Origin of the sequence: Microbacterium sp. ZW CA_36 (assembly GCF_044987475.1) — a bacterium.
In the GTDB taxonomy this organism is placed as follows: domain Bacteria; phylum Actinomycetota; class Actinomycetes; order Actinomycetales; family Microbacteriaceae; genus Microbacterium.
The window spans coordinates 1-14,402 of record NZ_JBJDRL010000083.1 but is presented as its reverse complement, the minus strand read 5'-3'; the positions used below and the strand labels follow the sequence as shown (position 1 = coordinate 14,402).

The window sequence follows — 14,402 nt, the reverse complement described above, 5'->3', positions numbered from 1 at the left end:
GGCTCGACGCGGCCGACGCCGAGACGCTGCTCGCCGCGACCGGTGAGCGCTTCGAGCGTCTGCTCGCGATCGCCGGCGAACTGCGGGATGCCGGGCTCGCGGCATCCGGTCGCCTGGGCGTGATCACGTACTCCCGCAAGGTCTTCGTCCCGCTCACGACCCTGTGCCGCGATCGCTGCCACTACTGCGTGTTCGTCGACACCCCGGGCCAGCTGCTGAAGAAGCGCAAGCCCGCGTACATGTCGCCCGAGCAGGTGCTCGCCGTGGTGCGACAGGGTCAGGCGATGGGCTGCAAGGAGGTCCTGCTGACCCTCGGCGACCGCCCCGAGGATCGCTGGCCCGAGGCGCGGGCGTGGCTCGACGAGCACGGGTTCGCGTCGACGATCGAATACGTCGCCCACATCGCCCGCCTGGTGACCGCCGAGACCGGGCTGCTCGCCCACGCGAATCCGGGTGTCATGAGCGCGGAGGAGCTGCGGATGCTGCGGCCGACCGCGCCGTCGATGGGCATGATGCTCGAGACGACGTCGCGCCGGCTGTTCGAAGAGCCCGGGCAGGTCCACTTCGGCTCGCCCGACAAGGATCCGGCCGTACGGCTCGAGGTGATCGATGCGGCGGGGCGCGAACGCGTGCCCTTCACGACCGGCATCCTCGTCGGCATCGGTGAGACCGCCGCCGATCGCGCCGAGTCGCTCGTCGCGATCCGTGATGCCCACGAGCAGCACATGATCGATGGCCAGGGCCACGTGCAGGAAGTGATCGTGCAGAACTTCCGCGCGAAGCCCCGCACCGCGATGCAGGGGGCGCCCGACGCCGATCTGCTCGAGTACGTCGCCGCGGTCGCCGTGGCGCGGCTGGTCATGGGACCCCGCATGCGGATCCAGGTGCCGCCGAACCTCTCGGATCCCACCGAGTTCGACCTGCTCGTGCGCGCCGGCGCCGACGACTGGGGCGGGGTCTCGCCGCTGACGGCCGATCACGTCAATCCCGAGCGTCCGTGGCCGCACCTCGACGACCTCGCCCGCATGACGGCCGAGCTCGGCTTCGAGCTGCGCGAGCGCCTGACCGCTCAGCCCGAGTTCGTGCTCGAGGCCGAGACGTGGATCGACTCCGACCTGCGCCCCGCCGTCACGGCGCTCGCCGACCCCGCGACCGGCCTGGCCGCCGCACCGAGCCATGCGCCGAGTGCAGGCGTTTCGTCTTCGGGCGCCAGAGCGCCCTTCGCTCAACGACCGGAACCCGATGCCCGGTCGTTGAGCGAGCGAGGAACGAGCGAGACGAAACGCCCGCAACCCACCCCCCGGTCGTTGAGCGAGCGAGGAACGAGCGAGACGAAACGCCCGCAACCCGCCCCCCGGTCGTCGAGCGAGCGCCCTTCGACAAGCTCAGGGACCGCGAGCCCGCAACCCGGCCCCGGCGCCGTGCAGGCGGACATCCGCCGCTTGGCCGAGACCGCCGCGGCCGACCCGCTCGCGCTCGACGACGCCGAGTGGGTCGCACTCCTGGAGGCGACCGGCGACGACCTCGACATGCTCGCCGCGACGGCCGACGACGTGCGCCGCTACACCGTGGGCGAGGCGGTCACGCTCGTCGTCAACCGCAACCTCACGTCCTCCGGGCTCCGCGCCGCGACGACCGACGACCCGGCGACGTTCACGCTGGACGACGTCGGCGCCATCGCCGCCGACGCGTGGGACCTCGGCGCCACCGAGCTGTGCGTACAGGGTCTCCTGCCGCCGGATGTAGACGCCTCGGGCTACCTCGACATCGCGCGTGCGGCGAAGGCGGCGGCGCCCGGCATCCATCTCCACGCGTACCGCCCGCAGGATGTGCGCGATCTCGCCGACCGCTCCGGTCTCGGACTCGACGCGGCGCTGGCCGCCTTGCGCGAGGCGGGCGTCGACACCGTTCCCGGCACCGGCGTCAAGGTGCTGAGCGAGCGCGTCCGCGGCCTCGTGGCCCCCGGCGACCTTGAGATCGACCGCTGGATCGAGGGCATCACCGCGGCACATCGCGCCGGCCTCCGCTCGACGAGCGTGCTCTTCTACGGGCACGTCGAGACCACCGCCGAGCGCGTCGCGCACCTCCGGCGGCTGCGCGCGATCCAGGGCGCTTCGACAAGCTCAGCGACCGGAGGCGGGTTCACCGAGTTCGTGCCGATCCCCCTTCCGGGCCCCGCCGGCGGCGTGCCGCTCGTCCCCGGCCGGGCGTCGCTCGACGAGCACCGCGCGATGGTCGCGGTGTCGCGCCTGCTGCTGTCGGGCAGCATCCCGCACGTGCAGATCCCGTGGACGCGTGTCGGGCGCGAGGCTTCCGTCGTCCTGCTGCAGTCGGGTGGCGACGACCTGGGCGGCACGCTGCTCGACGGCCGCGTCAAGCCCGAGGCGGGCATCGAGCAGGGCCTCGAACTGCCGGTGACGGATGCCGCCGCCATGGTCGCGCGGCTGTTCCGCCCGTTCCGCCGGCGCACGACGACGTACGGCCAGGCGACGCGATGACCCGCGTCGAGGTCGCGATCGTCGGTGCCGGGTTCGCGGGCATCGGCATGGCGATGGCGCTGCGTCGCGCCGGCCGCGAGGACTTCGTCGTGCTCGAGCGCGGCACATCCGTCGGCGGCACCTGGCGCGACAACACCTACCCGGGCGTCGCGTGCGATGTGCCGTCGCACCTGTACGGCTTCGCCGCGCACCCGAACCCGTCGTGGTCGGGCACGTACGCGAAGGGCGCCGAGATCCACTCCTACCTCGAGCACGTCGTGGACGTCGAGGGCCTGGGCGACCGGCTGCGCCTGCGCACGGCGATGCAGCGGGCCGAGTGGGATGCCGGGCACGCGGTCTGGCGCATCGGCACGTCGCCTGCGGGGGCGTCCCACCGGTCCGCCGGACATCAGGGCGCGTCATCCGGACGCGAGGGCGAGACCGATGACGACGTCATCATCGCCGACGTGCTGGTGCTCGCGTGCGGGCGGCTCACGGAGCCGACGATCCCCCGGATCGCCGGCCTCGAGCAGTTCCCGGGGCCGCTGTTCCACTCGGCGCGGTGGGATCACACCGCAGATCTCGCCGGCGCACGCGTCGGCGTCGTCGGCACCGGGGCGAGCGCCGTCCAGATCGTGCCCGAGCTCGCGCGCGCAGCGGCGCATGTCACGCTCTTCCAGCGCACGCCCGCATGGATCGTGCCGCGGGGCGGGGACGCGTATTCCGACGCCGACCGCGCCCGCTTCGTCACGGACCCCGCGTCGCTCGAGGCGCTGAGAGCCGATCTGTACGCCGAGGGCGAGGCGCGCTTCGCCTCGCGCTCGGGGGACTCCGCCGCCGCGGCGGAGGCCGAGGCCGTGGCGCTCGCGCACCTCGAACGACAGGTGGCCGATCCCGCGCTGCGCGCCGCGCTCACCCCGGACTACGCGTTCGGGTGCAAGCGCGTGCTGCTCTCGGACGAGTTCTACCCCGCCGTGGCATCCGGCGCCGTGTCCCTCGTGCCGGCCGCGCTCGCCGCCGTGGAGGGCTCGACGCTCGTCGCCTCCGATGGCACCCGCCACGAGATCGATGCGCTCGTCCTCGCGACCGGCTTCGCCTCGACCCGCCAGCCCTACGCCGAGCTCGTCGCCGGCGAGCACGGCCAGACGCTCGCCGAGCACTGGTCGGGCGGGATGACGGCGTTCGCCTCGACCGTCGTCGCGGGCTTCCCGAATCTCTTCGTGCTCAACGGCCCGAACGCCTCACTGGGTCATTCGTCGTCCGTGCTCATGATCGAGGAGCAGGCGGGCTACGTCGCCCGCGTCCTCGACGACCGCTCGGGCCGGGTGCTTCGCGTCGACCCCGACGCCGAACGGCAGTACACCGACGAGATCGCGCGGGCGGCGGCATCCACCCGCTGGATGACCGGCGGATGCCGCAACTGGTACGTCGACGAGCGCTCCGGCCGGCTCGCCCTGCTGTGGCCCGGCACGGTCGACGCCTTCCGCGAGCGGCTCGCCCGGGCCGACGGCTCGGAGTTCCTGCCCGCACACGACGACCCACACGGCCGCCGGGAGGACCCGCGCCCGCACCCCGATCGCGAACCTGCTCTCGAAGGGAGCTCCGCATGACCGTTCCGCTGCGCTTCGGCTACAAGGCGTCCGCCGAGCAGTTCGGCCCCGCCGAGCTGCTCGACTACGCGATCCAGGCCGAGGAGGCCGGGTTCGACTCCGTCTTCATCTCGGACCACCTGCAGCCGTGGCTGCACGACGGCGGGCACGCTCCGGCATCCGTCCCGTGGCTCGGCGCGCTCGGCGCGAAGACCTCGCGCGTGCTGATCGGCACGTCGGTGCTGACCCCCACCTTCCGGTACAACCCGACGGTCGTCGCGCAGGACTTCGCGACGCTCGGCGTGATGTACCCGGGGCGCGTGATCCTCGGCGTCGGCACGGGCGAGGCGCTGAACGAGGCGAATCTGGGCATCGCGTGGCCCGACCCGCCCGAGCGGTTCCAGCGGCTCAAAGAGGCGATCGGCCTCATCCGCCGGCTGTGGTCGGAGGACCGCGTCAACTTCGACGGCACCTATTACCACGCCCGCAACATCACGATCTACGACAAGCTGCCCGAGCCGGTGCCGATCTACATCGGCGCTGCCGGGCCCGCCGCGACCCGCCTCGCCGGTCGCATCGCCGACGGGTTCATCACCACGTCGGGCAAGAAGCGCGAGCTTTACACCGACACGCTCCTGCCGGCGCTGCACGAGGGCCTCGAGAAGGCGGGCCGCCCGGCCGACGCCATCGACACGCTCATCGAGGTGAAGGTGTCGCTCGACGCGACGCTCGAGGCCGCGCAGGAGAAGACCCGGTTCTGGGCGCCGCTCGCCCTCGCGCCCGACGAGAAGATGGGCGTCGACGACCCGATCGAGATGCAGCGCCTCGGCGAGCAGCTTCCGATCGAGCGCGCGGCCTCGCGGTTCATCGTGTCGGACGACCCCGATGAGCACGTCGAGCGCATCGGGTGGTACATCGAGCTCGGGTTCCGCCACCTGGTGTTCCACGACCCCGGCCACGACCAGGGCGCGTTCCTGCGGCTGTACGGCGAGGAGATCCTGCCGCGGCTGCGCGCGCGGTTCGGCGCGTGAGCCCGCTGTTCCGGCGGCGCGGGCGTGCACCGCGCACGACTCAGGCCGAGCCGCCGTCGGCCCGGCGCGACGAGGTCCCCTCGGCCGACCCGCGTGAGTTGCGCACGCCGCGCTGGATCGTGGTGGTCCCGGTCAAGCCGTCGGCGCGCGCCAAGTCGCGCCTCGACGTCGAGGGAGTGGGCCGTGCCGACCTCGCCCGCGCGATCGCCCTCGACACGCTCACCGCGGCGAGCGTGTGCGAGCTCGTCGCTCAGGTCGTCGTGGTGACCGACGACGCGACGCTCGCACGCGAAGCGGCGATGATCCCGGCGCTGCGGTTCGTCCCCGAGCGCGACGCGGGCGGGCTCGACGCCGCGGTGGCGGTGGGGGTGGCTGCGATCGATCCGGACGGACGGATGCCGCGCGCAGCCCTCCTCGGCGACCTTCCGGCTCTGCGACCCGACGATCTGGCCGAGGCACTGCGGGCCGCGGCATCCGTCGACCGGGCCGTCGTGCCCGACGCGGAGGGCACGGGCTCGACGCTGGTCACCGCACGGGCGGGCGTCGCGTGGGAGACGTCGTTCGGCGACGGCTCCTTCGCGCGGCACGTCGCGCTGGGGTGTGAGGCGCTCCCGATCGCGGATGCCTCCACCCTTCGTCGCGACGTCGACACCGCCGCGCAGCTGACGGCCGCCGCCGCGCTCGGCCTCGGCCCCCGCACGGCCGCACTGCTGGCTGCGCACGCCGAGGCGTGACGCGTCTCGCCGAGGATGAGGATGGGCCCGTCGGCCGGCACGGCGCTAGCCTGGCGTGATGAGCGACTACGAGGTGCTGGAGATCGGCGGGCTCGACGAGTGGCGGGCGCACTACGGCGGGTTCCGGCCCGACAGCTCGCGCGACGGGCGCAGAGTGGTCGACCACGAGCTGAATCTGCAGTACATCGGCATGACCGCGAACGCGTATGAGCCGGGTGAGGAAGCCGGCTACTGGCACGCGCACTCGCGCGTCGAGGAGGCCTACGTGTTCCTCGCCGGCCGCGGGCAGATGGCGCTCGACGACGACATCATCGACGTGGGCCCCGGCACCGTGGTGCGCGTGGGCCAGGGCGTGCTGCGCACGTGGCGCGCGCTGCCCGACAGCCCCGAGCAGCTGCGGTGGCTGTGCATCCGCGCCGGCGGCCGCGAACTGCCCCAGCTGCCCGACGACAGCCAGCGCGCCCCCGACCGCGCCTCCCCCTGGACCTGACCCCGCGGCCTGGATCCCCGAACGCGTGAACCCTCAGGACGCGGACCCGCAGGACGCGACGCTCGCCACGAACCCGCAAGACGCGACGCTCGCCACGAACCCGCAAGACGCGACGCTCACCGCGAACCCGCAGGACGCGACGCTCACCGCGTACGAACGCGGCGCCCGGCAGTACGCCGAGCGCACCGCGCAGGATCCTTCGCCGCTGGTCGACGACCTGCTCGCGCTGGTGCCCCGCGGGTCGCATGTGCTCGAGCTGGGCAGCGCGACCGGGCGGGATGCCGCAGCCCTCGAATCCGCAGGCGTCATCGTCGACCGCACCGACGGTGCCACCGCCTTCATCGACACGCTGCGGGCGGCGGGCCACTCGGCGCGAGTGCTGGATGTCCGCGCCGACGACTTCGGCGGGCCGTACGACGCCGTCTTCGCGAACGCCGTCCTCTTGCACGTGCCACGGGCCGACCTTCCCCGCGTCCTGGCCACGGCGCGGCGCGCGTGTCGCCCGGGCGGCGTCCTGGTCGCCAGCTTCAAGAAGGGCACAGGCGCCGCCTGGTCGGAAGCGAAGCTCGATGACCCGCGCCACTTCACGTACTGGGACCAGGAGGGGCTGCGGGAAGCGCTGCGCACCGCGGGCTGGCGTCCGGAGCGCGTTTTCGAGTCGACGCGCGCCGAGTCCGTGGAACGCTGGATCACCGCGATCGCGCGGAGCGCGGCATCCGTCTCCCCCGGTCCCGAGATCAGGTGATCTCACCAGGACAGGACGATCGCGCAGAGAATCTCCTGCTCCCGTCACATCACCTGATGCGGTGACGTGACGGACACGCGCCGGAACGGATGCCGCGGCCCAGCCGCGCGCCCCGACCCGTCAGCCGAGGAGCAGGTACACCGCGCCGACGATGGTGAAGGCGATCACGAGCTTCTCGAACACGGACTGCGGCATGCGGTCGGCCAGCCAGCGGCCGAGGAACGCGGACGCGACGACGAGCGGCACGAGCACCAGGTCGATGAGGAGCCCGGGCACGGTGATGATCCCGATGCCGATCGAGAACGGCACCTTGAAGAGGTTGACGATGGCGAAGAACCACGCCGCCGTGCCGAGGAACGCCTTCACCTCGAAGCGCGCCGCGAGGAAGTACATCGACATCACGGGGCCGGCGGCGTTCGCGACCATCGTGGTGAACCCTCCGAGCGACCCGTAGGTCGCCGCGGCGATGCGGTGTGGTCCGGCGGTGTCGACCTGCGACATGAACCGGCGGCGCAGCAGCGTGATGGCGATCACCGCGAGGAGGATGACGCCGATCGACCGCTTCACCCAGAGGTCGTCGGCGAACCACAGGAACACCACGCCCAGCAGCACGCCGACGACGACGGCAGGGGCGAGCCGCAGGAGTGTCCGCCAGTCCGCGTGGCGGCGATACATGGTGACCGCGAACAGGTCGGCGACGATCAGCAGCAGCAGCAGCACGCCGGTCGACTGCTTCGCCGGAAGGACGGCCGCGAAGATCGCGACGGCGATGGTGCCGGCTCCGGGAACGGCGGTCTTCGAAAGTCCGACGACGACGGCGCCGACGCCGAGCAGGGCCCACGCCCACCACGCCAGCTCGGGCACGTCAGAGAGCTCGATCGTCGGCCAGGCCGGCGGTCAGCGCCGCCTCGCCGAGCGCCGTCTGACGCGCATCGTCCGTCATCCACAGCGGACGGACGAGAGATCGGATGCCGAGCCGGGCGACCTCGTCGGCCACAGCCTCGTCCTCCTCGGCGATGAGCCACGCGTCGAGCAGCCCGCCGTCCGCGCGCGCACCGTACAGCCCCGCCACCGCGGCGGCGGAAGTCTCGACCCCGATCGCGGTGAGGCAGACGTCGGCCATGCCGCGCACGACCTTGCCGCCGATGATGGGCGAGACGCCGACGACCGGCGCCGCGGTCTCGCGGAGCGCCTGACGGATGCCGGGCACGGCGAGGATCGGGCCGATCGACACGACGGGGTTGGAGGGCGCGAGCAGCACCACATCAGCCGTCGCGATCGCTTCTGTCACGCCGGGTGCGGGAACGGCGCCGTCGACGCCGGGGTTCTCGAACCGCGCGGGCGCGAGGGTGGCGCGGTGACGCGTCCACCACTCCTGGAAATGCAGGCGTGAGCCGTCCTGGAGGACGACGATGGTGTCGACCTCCGTGTCGGTCATCGGCAGCAGGCGTGCGCCGAGGTCCCAGCGGTGCGACATCCGCTCGAGCACCTGCGTGGGCGTGAGGCCGTCGCGCAGCCAGCCGGTGCGGGCGAGGTGCGTGCCGAGGTCGAGGTCGCCGAGAGTGAACCAGGGCCATCCCGCGCCCCACTCCTGCAGCTCGTGGTTGACGCGCTCGCTGTCGCCCTGACGACCCCAGCCGCGTTCGGCGTCGTTCACGCCGGCGAGCGCGTAGGTGATCGAGTCGACGTCGGGTTGGAGGCGGACGCCGGAGAGCCACAGGTCGTCACCTGTGTTGACGATCACGGTGAGCGCCGACGCGGTGTCGTCGAGGCCGCGCGCGCGCAGCGCTGCGCGGACGCCCAGCACGAACCGGGAGCCGCCCACGCCGCCCGCGAGCACGACGATGCGGGGCGTGCCGGCCATCTGGCGTCAGCCCCGGCCGTCCATGCCGAGCTGCGGGAGCACGCCGGTGCGGGGTGCGAACTCGTCGGCCGCGTGCGGCAGCGAGAACTTGGCGACCGCGTCGATGAGCGCGTCGACCGTCTGCGCGTCCGCGATGACGTCGACGTCGAGGCCGGCCCGGCGGGCGTCCTTGGCCGTGCGCGGTCCGATCGCGGCGATGAGGGTGGTGGCAGGGATGTGGGAGAACTGCTCGTGCACCTGCTCGGCCACCGAGCCGCTGGTCACGAGGATGGCGTTGATGCGTCCGGATCGGACGTCTTCCGCGATGCGCTCGGTCACCGGCACCCCGACGGTGCGGTAGGCGACGACGCTGCGGACACGGTGCCCGGCCTCGGTCAGCATGCGGGTGAGCACGGGCTTGGCGATCTCGCTGCGGAGCGTGAGGATGTCGCGGGCCTGCGGCTCGAGGCCGATGAGCTGCTCCGCCATGCCGGCCGCGGAGTTGTCGCGCTCAGGAACCAGGTCGACGCGGTAGCCGACGGCGAGGAGCGCTGCCGCGGTGGTCTCGCCCACAGCCGCGACCTTCGTGGTCGGCGGGACGACAGCCCGATACGCGTAGAGCACGTCGACGGTCGTAGCGCTCGTCACGGTGAGCCAGTCGAACCTGCCGGCTGCCAGATCGGCGAGCGCCTGCTCGAGCGTGGCCTGGTCATTCGTGGGCGCGAAATTGATGAGGGGGGCGATGACGGGGGTCGCGCCCTGACGACGGAGAGTGGCCGCGACACCGTCGCCCCAGGGGCCGCCCCGAGGGACGAGAACGCGCCAGCCGGTCAATGGTTTGAGGGACTGGTGCTGAGCTGCGGCGGTGTTCATAAGGGGGTCGACTCTCGATGGTGCTCAGTCGGCCGCTCACCACGTTCGAGCAGCCGATGCGCGATTCGAATCGGGTTCGCGCGATCGGCAGCATACGCACCGTTGCACTGCCTTGCCTCCCGAGCATACCCCTCATCCCGGAAGCAGTGCCCCTCACCTGTGGAGAGCGCGGGAAGCGGCGGGATCAGCGCGTGTACAGGCGGACGAAACCCCAGACGGCGGCGCCGATCGCAACGGCACCCACGATGACCGCTGCGGCGGCGAGCGCAGGGTTGCTGCGCTGGAAGGCGCGAGCCTGCTCGACACCGTCATCCACGGCCCGGCCGACGCGCCGTGGCACGTTGGCCTTCTCTTCGATCGCGGCGAGCGCGGCCTTCAGTTCGGTGCGCGCCTGCACGACGGGATCGCCGATGCCGAGCGGGACGGCGGTGCGGGGCACGGGCACGGGCACGACGGCGTCAGAGCTCATCGCGCACCTCCTTCACATCCAGGGCGATCGACTGCACGGGGTTCTGACGCTCGCCGATCTTCTTGAAGCGAAGGATGCCGAGCCAGGCCAGCACCGCCGTGATGACGAGCATCGCGAAGAAGACGACGAGCGCCGAGAGCCATACCGGCCACCACGACGACAGCCCTGCGATCACGAAGGTGCCGAGGACGGGCACCGACCAGAAGAGCACGAACAGGGCGGCGAACACCCACAGCGCACCCCACCCGCCGTCCTTCGCGGTGCGGGAGAGCCACGCCTTGGCGGCGTCGATCTCCGCGATGACGAGGTTGCGGATCAGCTCCGGGATCTCGCCGATCAGCGTGAGCAGGCTGTCGTCCGCGCGGTCGCGGAAGCCACGCGGCGTGGTCATCACGTCAGGCCCCGCCGCGGCCGTTCTGCGACGCGTCGTCGATCGCATCCTCGACGGCGTCCTTCACCGCCTTCGCCGAGGTCTGCGCCGCCTTCTCCACGTCGTCGGCCGAGTCCTGGCCGACCTTGAGGGCGGCGTCGAGCTTCTGCCCGGGCGTGCCCTTCGCTCCGGCGGCCTGGGTGACCTTGACCGCCGAATCCCACAGCGTGGACGGCAGCGCCATCGCCTGCGACTTGGCGAAGTCCTTCACCTTGTCGACCTGCGCCTTCACGGGCTCGGCGTTCCACACCTTCAGCCACTGCGCCTTGATCTGCTCGTACCGCTCTCGGCCCGCCCGCGTACCGAGGACGTACCCGATCGCAAGTCCGACGACCAGTCCTGCCTTGCCCTTCATGAGGTCTCCTCACGCTTCGGTGTGCACCTGACGACCCTCCCAGGGTAGCCCTGTATGCCGATTCCGGCATCCACCCTTGACACCGGTCGTCACGGCGTGCTCATTCCGTTGCGGCTGCGCCCCACAGCACCTGGCGGCGCAGCCGGTCGGTCTCCTCGCGCGCGTCGGCGACCACCTGGGCCAGCCCGCTTCCCGAGAGCCACGCACCGACCGTCGCCAGGCCGTGCGCACGCTCGACCGCAGCGCGCACGCCGGCCGCGCGATCGCGGTGTCCGAGGGCCGACGCGGGCGGGGCGAGGGTGAACGCGTCACGGTGCGCGCCGACGGTCCGGTCCGCGTCGAGAGCCACACCGAGGAGGGCGGATCCCTCTGCCACGGCGAGAGCGGCCGCATCGGCGTCGTCCAGTCCCGCGGTGGCGGGCACGACTCCCGGTGCGCCGAAGGCGAGGCGGAGGACGTGGCGGCCGGGCCCGACCTCACGGGCGAGCCACTCCCAGCGCGCGGTCTCGTGGACGAGCCCCGTCGCTCCGCGCCCACCGGGCACGGCGTGCACGTGCGCGCCGCGCGGAGCCGCATCAAGCTCGGGGGCGTCGACGACCAGCGTCACCACCTCCCGCGCGATGCCTGCCGGCGGCACGTCGGCGAACTCAGGGGCGCCGAGCGCCGGAGCCACGAGGGCGCGCGCGGCGGCTTCGCCGGTCGCGATGACGACGGCGTCGGCCGGGAGGTCTCCCAGGAGTGCCTGGTCCGGCTCGGCGGACGTCGCGGCCGAGCTCGTCGACGCCGCGGCCGTCTGCGCTGCGAAGCCGACCGTCCAGGTCTCGCCGCTGCGCACGAGGCTCGACGCCCGCGCGTTCGTGTGCAGCACGACCCCGCGCTCCGCCAGCCGTTCCGCCAGAGCGGCCACGAGCTGCGGCATCCCGCCGTCCAGCCCTTCGATCGCGGCACCCGAGGCACCCACGCGGACGTCGGCGACGGCGCCGCCCAGCCAGCCGGTGCGGGTGAGCGCGTTGCTCAGTCCCGGCGCCGCGATCTCGACGTCGACGTCGTCGGGGTCGAGGCCGAAGCGGTCCACGGTGAGCGGTGCGACGAGACGTTCGCGCACCTTGGCGCCCATGCGGCTCTGCACGAGGCGGCCGAGGCTGCGCTGGGCGCCGATGGTCAGCGGCGGACGCAGCCGGTCGAGGTAGGCGCGCCACGTGCCGTCCCAGCCGATCAGCCGGCGCACGTCCTCGTCCCACGGATTCGCCGGGATGCCGAGCACCTGCTCCGTCGGCAGCGGCGCGGCGCCGCCTTTCACGAGGCCGGCGATCCACTCGCGCTCGTCGCGCGGCGTCACGATGGTGGCCTCCGGCAGCACCTCGTCGACCAGCCGTCGCACGGCGCCGCCGCGAGTGGACCAGCAGGTGACGCCGGTCTCGAGATCGTGGTCCCCGATGCGGGCCGAGCCGATCGTGCCGCCGAGGCGATCGGATGCCTCCACGAGCGTGACGCCCATGCCGACCTTGGCGCACTCCCAGGCGGCGACCAGCCCGGCGATGCCGCCGCCGATCACCACCACGCGTGTGTGGCGGGCATGGTCGACGAGGTCCTGGAGCGGTTCGGCGGCCGGGCCCACCCGCCCGGCGGCTCGAGGTGACGCGCCGGCGGCGTCGGGAGAGGGCGTGGGGACGGTCACGGCATCCATCCTCCCATTCGCGCCCTGCCGCGCCGGGGGCCGCGGGTGCGAGACTGGGGCCATGACGCTCCACATCACGGGCGACGACGACGCCGATCGCCTGCTGACCGACGACCCGCTCGCCCTGCTCATCGGCATGCTGCTCGATCAGCAGGTCGCGATGGAGACCGCGTTCGCCGGTCCGCTGAAGATCTCGGAACGAGCGGGAACCCTGGATGCCGCAGCGCTGGCGAGCTTCGATCCGGAGGCGTTCGCCGCACTGTTCTCGGCAACGCCCGCCGTGCACCGGTTCCCGGGATCGATGGCCGCACGGGTGCAGGCGCTGTGCGCGGCCGTCGGCCAGGACTGGGGCGGCGACGCCTCGGCGATCTGGACGCGCGACGAGCCGGACGGCGCCACGGTCCTCAAGCGGCTCAAGGCCCTGCCGGGATTCGGGGAGCAGAAGGCGAAGATCTTCCTCGCGCTGCTGGGCAAGCAGTACGGGTACACCGGCGACGGATGGCGAGAGGCGTCCGCGCCCTACGGCGAGAACGATTCGTTCCGCAGCGTCGCCGACATCGTCTCGCCGGAGTCGCTGACGAAGGTGCGCGAGCACAAGCGCGCCATGAAAGCAGCCGCGAAGTCGGGTGGCGGGGGCGTGTGATGAAGAAGACCGGTGGTGATGTCGACGAGTTCCTCGCGGCCGTGAGCTCCCCCAAGCGGCGCCGGGATGCCGCGACGATGGTCGCTCTCATGCGCGATGTCACCGGGCGCGAGCCCGAGCTGTGGGGCACGATCATCGGCTTCGGGTCGTGCCACTACCACTACCCGACCGGCACGGAAGGCGACGCCCCCATCAGCGCGTTCGCCCCGCGCCGCCAGGCGACGACGGTCTACCTGCTCGACGCCGGGGCGCACGGCGAGCGGCTGGCGAGACTGGGCCCCCACGAGATCGGTGTCGGCTGCCTGTACCTCAAGGACCTCCAGTCGATCGACGCCGAGGTGCTGCGAGAGATCGTGGCCGAGGACTACCGGCGTGTGATCGTCGGAGACACCGGCTCCGCGACGCTCACCGTCACCGACTGACGCGCCCCGCCTGCGCCGACCACGATCCCCGGGACCGACGGCGCCGGGTCCTAAGGTTGACGACGTGCGGCTGAGGTTCTTCGGTGGACTCGAGGCGGAGGCGGACGACGCCCCGGTCGAGATCCGCGGTCGCGGCCAGGAGGCGCTCCTCTTCCGCCTCGCACTCGACGCGGGCACGACCGTCGCGTACCGCTCGCTCGCCGAGGACGTGTGGCCGGACGACCTGCCCGACGACCCGCGCGCTTCGCTGCAGTCGCTGGCCTCGCGCCTGCGCCGCGTCGTCCCCGCCGGCACGCTGGAGGCGGTGCCGGGCGGGTATCGGCTGGCGATCGCGCGCGAAGACGTCGACATCGCGCTGTTCCAGGATCTCGTCGCTCGCGCCCGGCACGCCGAGGACCCGGCTGCTGCCGTGGCGGACGCGCGGGCCGCCCTCGCGCTGTGGCGCGGGGAGCCCTGGACGCCGGGCGACGGCTTCGACTGGGTGCTCCGCGACCTGCTGGAGGATCGGGCCCACGCCGAACGGATCGCCGGAGCCGGGGCCGAGGCCGGGTCCGGGGTGGGGAGCTTGGCCCCGACGGGGGCGGCCGCAGCAACATCGGGCACCGCGCCCGAACCGCCCGCAC

General features: G+C 72.7%; 16 protein-coding genes. 9 read left to right on the top strand and 7 right to left on the bottom strand.

Annotated elements, in window-relative coordinates; translation table 11 throughout:
* The 6 genes from cofG to ACI3KX_RS20275 all read left to right on the top strand — a co-directional run.
* Positions 1-2,498: 7,8-didemethyl-8-hydroxy-5-deazariboflavin synthase CofG (cofG, locus tag ACI3KX_RS20300; RefSeq protein WP_404910875.1), on the top strand; the 2,498-nt coding region annotated here is incomplete at its 5' end.
* Positions 2,495-4,087: a flavin-containing monooxygenase gene (locus ACI3KX_RS20295; RefSeq protein ID WP_404910874.1), complete on the top strand. Its 1,593-nt coding sequence runs from the start codon at positions 2,495-2,497 to the stop codon at positions 4,085-4,087. The genes cofG and ACI3KX_RS20295, both read left to right, overlap by 4 nt.
* The gene (gene fgd / locus ACI3KX_RS20290; protein WP_404910873.1) at positions 4,084-5,097 is read left to right on the top strand and encodes a glucose-6-phosphate dehydrogenase (coenzyme-F420); all 1,014 of its coding nucleotides are present in this window, start codon (positions 4,084-4,086) and stop codon (positions 5,095-5,097) included. Before ACI3KX_RS20295 ends, fgd begins: the two co-directional genes overlap by 4 nt.
* Positions 5,094-5,831 (top strand): 2-phospho-L-lactate guanylyltransferase, encoded by a 738-nt coding sequence (gene cofC / locus ACI3KX_RS20285; protein ID WP_404910872.1) that lies wholly within the window; start codon positions 5,094-5,096, stop codon positions 5,829-5,831. The genes fgd and cofC overlap by 4 nt, the downstream gene beginning before the upstream one ends.
* Positions 5,832-5,889: 58 nt before the next feature.
* Positions 5,890-6,321: a cupin domain-containing protein gene (locus ACI3KX_RS20280; protein ID WP_349425455.1), complete on the top strand. Its 432-nt coding sequence runs from the start codon at positions 5,890-5,892 to the stop codon at positions 6,319-6,321.
* Positions 6,322-6,346: 25 nt separating this feature from the next.
* Positions 6,347-7,066, top strand: coding sequence for a class I SAM-dependent methyltransferase (locus ACI3KX_RS20275; RefSeq protein ID WP_404910871.1), 720 nt, complete (start codon positions 6,347-6,349; stop codon positions 7,064-7,066).
* A 120-nt stretch (positions 7,067-7,186) separates the two neighbouring features.
* Here the strand turns inward: ACI3KX_RS20275 and ACI3KX_RS20270 are convergent, their stop codons facing one another.
* From ACI3KX_RS20270 to ACI3KX_RS20240, 7 genes are all read right to left on the bottom strand, one after another.
* The gene (locus tag ACI3KX_RS20270; protein WP_349425456.1) at positions 7,187-7,930 is read right to left on the bottom strand and encodes a sulfite exporter TauE/SafE family protein; all 744 of its coding nucleotides are present in this window, start codon (positions 7,928-7,930) and stop codon (positions 7,187-7,189) included.
* A 1-nt stretch (position 7,931) separates the two neighbouring features.
* The gene (gene cofD, locus ACI3KX_RS20265) at positions 7,932-8,930 is read right to left on the bottom strand and encodes a 2-phospho-L-lactate transferase (RefSeq protein WP_404910870.1); all 999 of its coding nucleotides are present in this window, start codon (positions 8,928-8,930) and stop codon (positions 7,932-7,934) included.
* 6 nt (positions 8,931-8,936) lie between these two features.
* Positions 8,937-9,782 carry a uroporphyrinogen-III synthase gene (locus ACI3KX_RS20260; RefSeq protein WP_404910869.1) on the bottom strand — a complete coding sequence of 282 codons (846 nt, stop codon included), beginning with the start codon at positions 9,780-9,782 and terminating at the stop codon, positions 8,937-8,939.
* Between the two features lie 184 nt (positions 9,783-9,966).
* Entirely contained in the window at positions 9,967-10,251 is a 285-nt protein-coding gene (locus ACI3KX_RS20255; protein WP_349425459.1) for a hypothetical protein, read from the bottom strand.
* Positions 10,241-10,642 carry a phage holin family protein gene (locus tag ACI3KX_RS20250; RefSeq protein WP_349425460.1) on the bottom strand — a complete coding sequence of 134 codons (402 nt, stop codon included), beginning with the start codon at positions 10,640-10,642 and terminating at the stop codon, positions 10,241-10,243. Before ACI3KX_RS20250 ends, ACI3KX_RS20255 begins: the two co-directional genes overlap by 11 nt.
* A gap of 4 nt (positions 10,643-10,646) precedes the next feature.
* Positions 10,647-11,036: a hypothetical protein gene (locus tag ACI3KX_RS20245; protein WP_404910868.1), complete on the bottom strand. Its 390-nt coding sequence runs from the start codon at positions 11,034-11,036 to the stop codon at positions 10,647-10,649.
* 100 nt (positions 11,037-11,136) lie between these two features.
* Complete coding sequence (locus tag ACI3KX_RS20240; protein WP_404910867.1) at positions 11,137-12,714, bottom strand: protoporphyrinogen/coproporphyrinogen oxidase; 1,578 nt, start codon at positions 12,712-12,714, stop codon at positions 11,137-11,139.
* Between the two features lie 61 nt (positions 12,715-12,775).
* Here ACI3KX_RS20240 and ACI3KX_RS20235 point away from each other — a divergent pair, with 61 nt between their 5' ends.
* The 3 genes from ACI3KX_RS20235 to ACI3KX_RS20225 form a co-directional block, all read left to right on the top strand.
* The gene (locus ACI3KX_RS20235) at positions 12,776-13,357 is read left to right on the top strand and encodes an HhH-GPD-type base excision DNA repair protein (protein WP_404910866.1); all 582 of its coding nucleotides are present in this window, start codon (positions 12,776-12,778) and stop codon (positions 13,355-13,357) included.
* On the top strand, positions 13,357-13,779 hold the full coding sequence (locus ACI3KX_RS20230) for a DUF1801 domain-containing protein (protein ID WP_349425464.1): 423 nt from the start codon (positions 13,357-13,359) through the stop codon (positions 13,777-13,779). The genes ACI3KX_RS20235 and ACI3KX_RS20230 overlap by 1 nt, the downstream gene beginning before the upstream one ends.
* Positions 13,780-13,843: 64 nt before the next feature.
* The coding region (locus ACI3KX_RS20225) for a BTAD domain-containing putative transcriptional regulator (protein ID WP_404910865.1) at positions 13,844-14,402 on the top strand (559 nt) is incomplete at its 3' end.

Bases quoted from the DNA above. Each gene is read 5' to 3' on its own strand.
- ACI3KX_RS20235 (WP_404910866.1), top strand. From the start codon at position 12,776: ATGACGCTCCACATCACGGGCGACGACGACGCCGATCGCCTGCTGACC.
- ACI3KX_RS20250 (WP_349425460.1), bottom strand. From the start codon at position 10,642: ATGACCACGCCGCGTGGCTTCCGCGACCGCGCGGACGACAGCCTGCTC.
- fgd (WP_404910873.1), top strand. From the start codon at position 4,084: ATGACCGTTCCGCTGCGCTTCGGCTACAAGGCGTCCGCCGAGCAGTTC.
- ACI3KX_RS20280 (WP_349425455.1), top strand. From the start codon at position 5,890: ATGAGCGACTACGAGGTGCTGGAGATCGGCGGGCTCGACGAGTGGCGG.
- cofD (WP_404910870.1), bottom strand. From the start codon at position 8,930: ATGGCCGGCACGCCCCGCATCGTCGTGCTCGCGGGCGGCGTGGGCGGC.
- ACI3KX_RS20260 (WP_404910869.1), bottom strand. From the start codon at position 9,782: ATGAACACCGCCGCAGCTCAGCACCAGTCCCTCAAACCATTGACCGGC.
- ACI3KX_RS20230 (WP_349425464.1), top strand. From the start codon at position 13,357: ATGAAGAAGACCGGTGGTGATGTCGACGAGTTCCTCGCGGCCGTGAGC.
- ACI3KX_RS20255 (WP_349425459.1), bottom strand. From the start codon at position 10,251: ATGAGCTCTGACGCCGTCGTGCCCGTGCCCGTGCCCCGCACCGCCGTC.
- ACI3KX_RS20245 (WP_404910868.1), bottom strand. From the start codon at position 11,036: ATGAAGGGCAAGGCAGGACTGGTCGTCGGACTTGCGATCGGGTACGTC.
- ACI3KX_RS20295 (WP_404910874.1), top strand. From the start codon at position 2,495: ATGACCCGCGTCGAGGTCGCGATCGTCGGTGCCGGGTTCGCGGGCATC.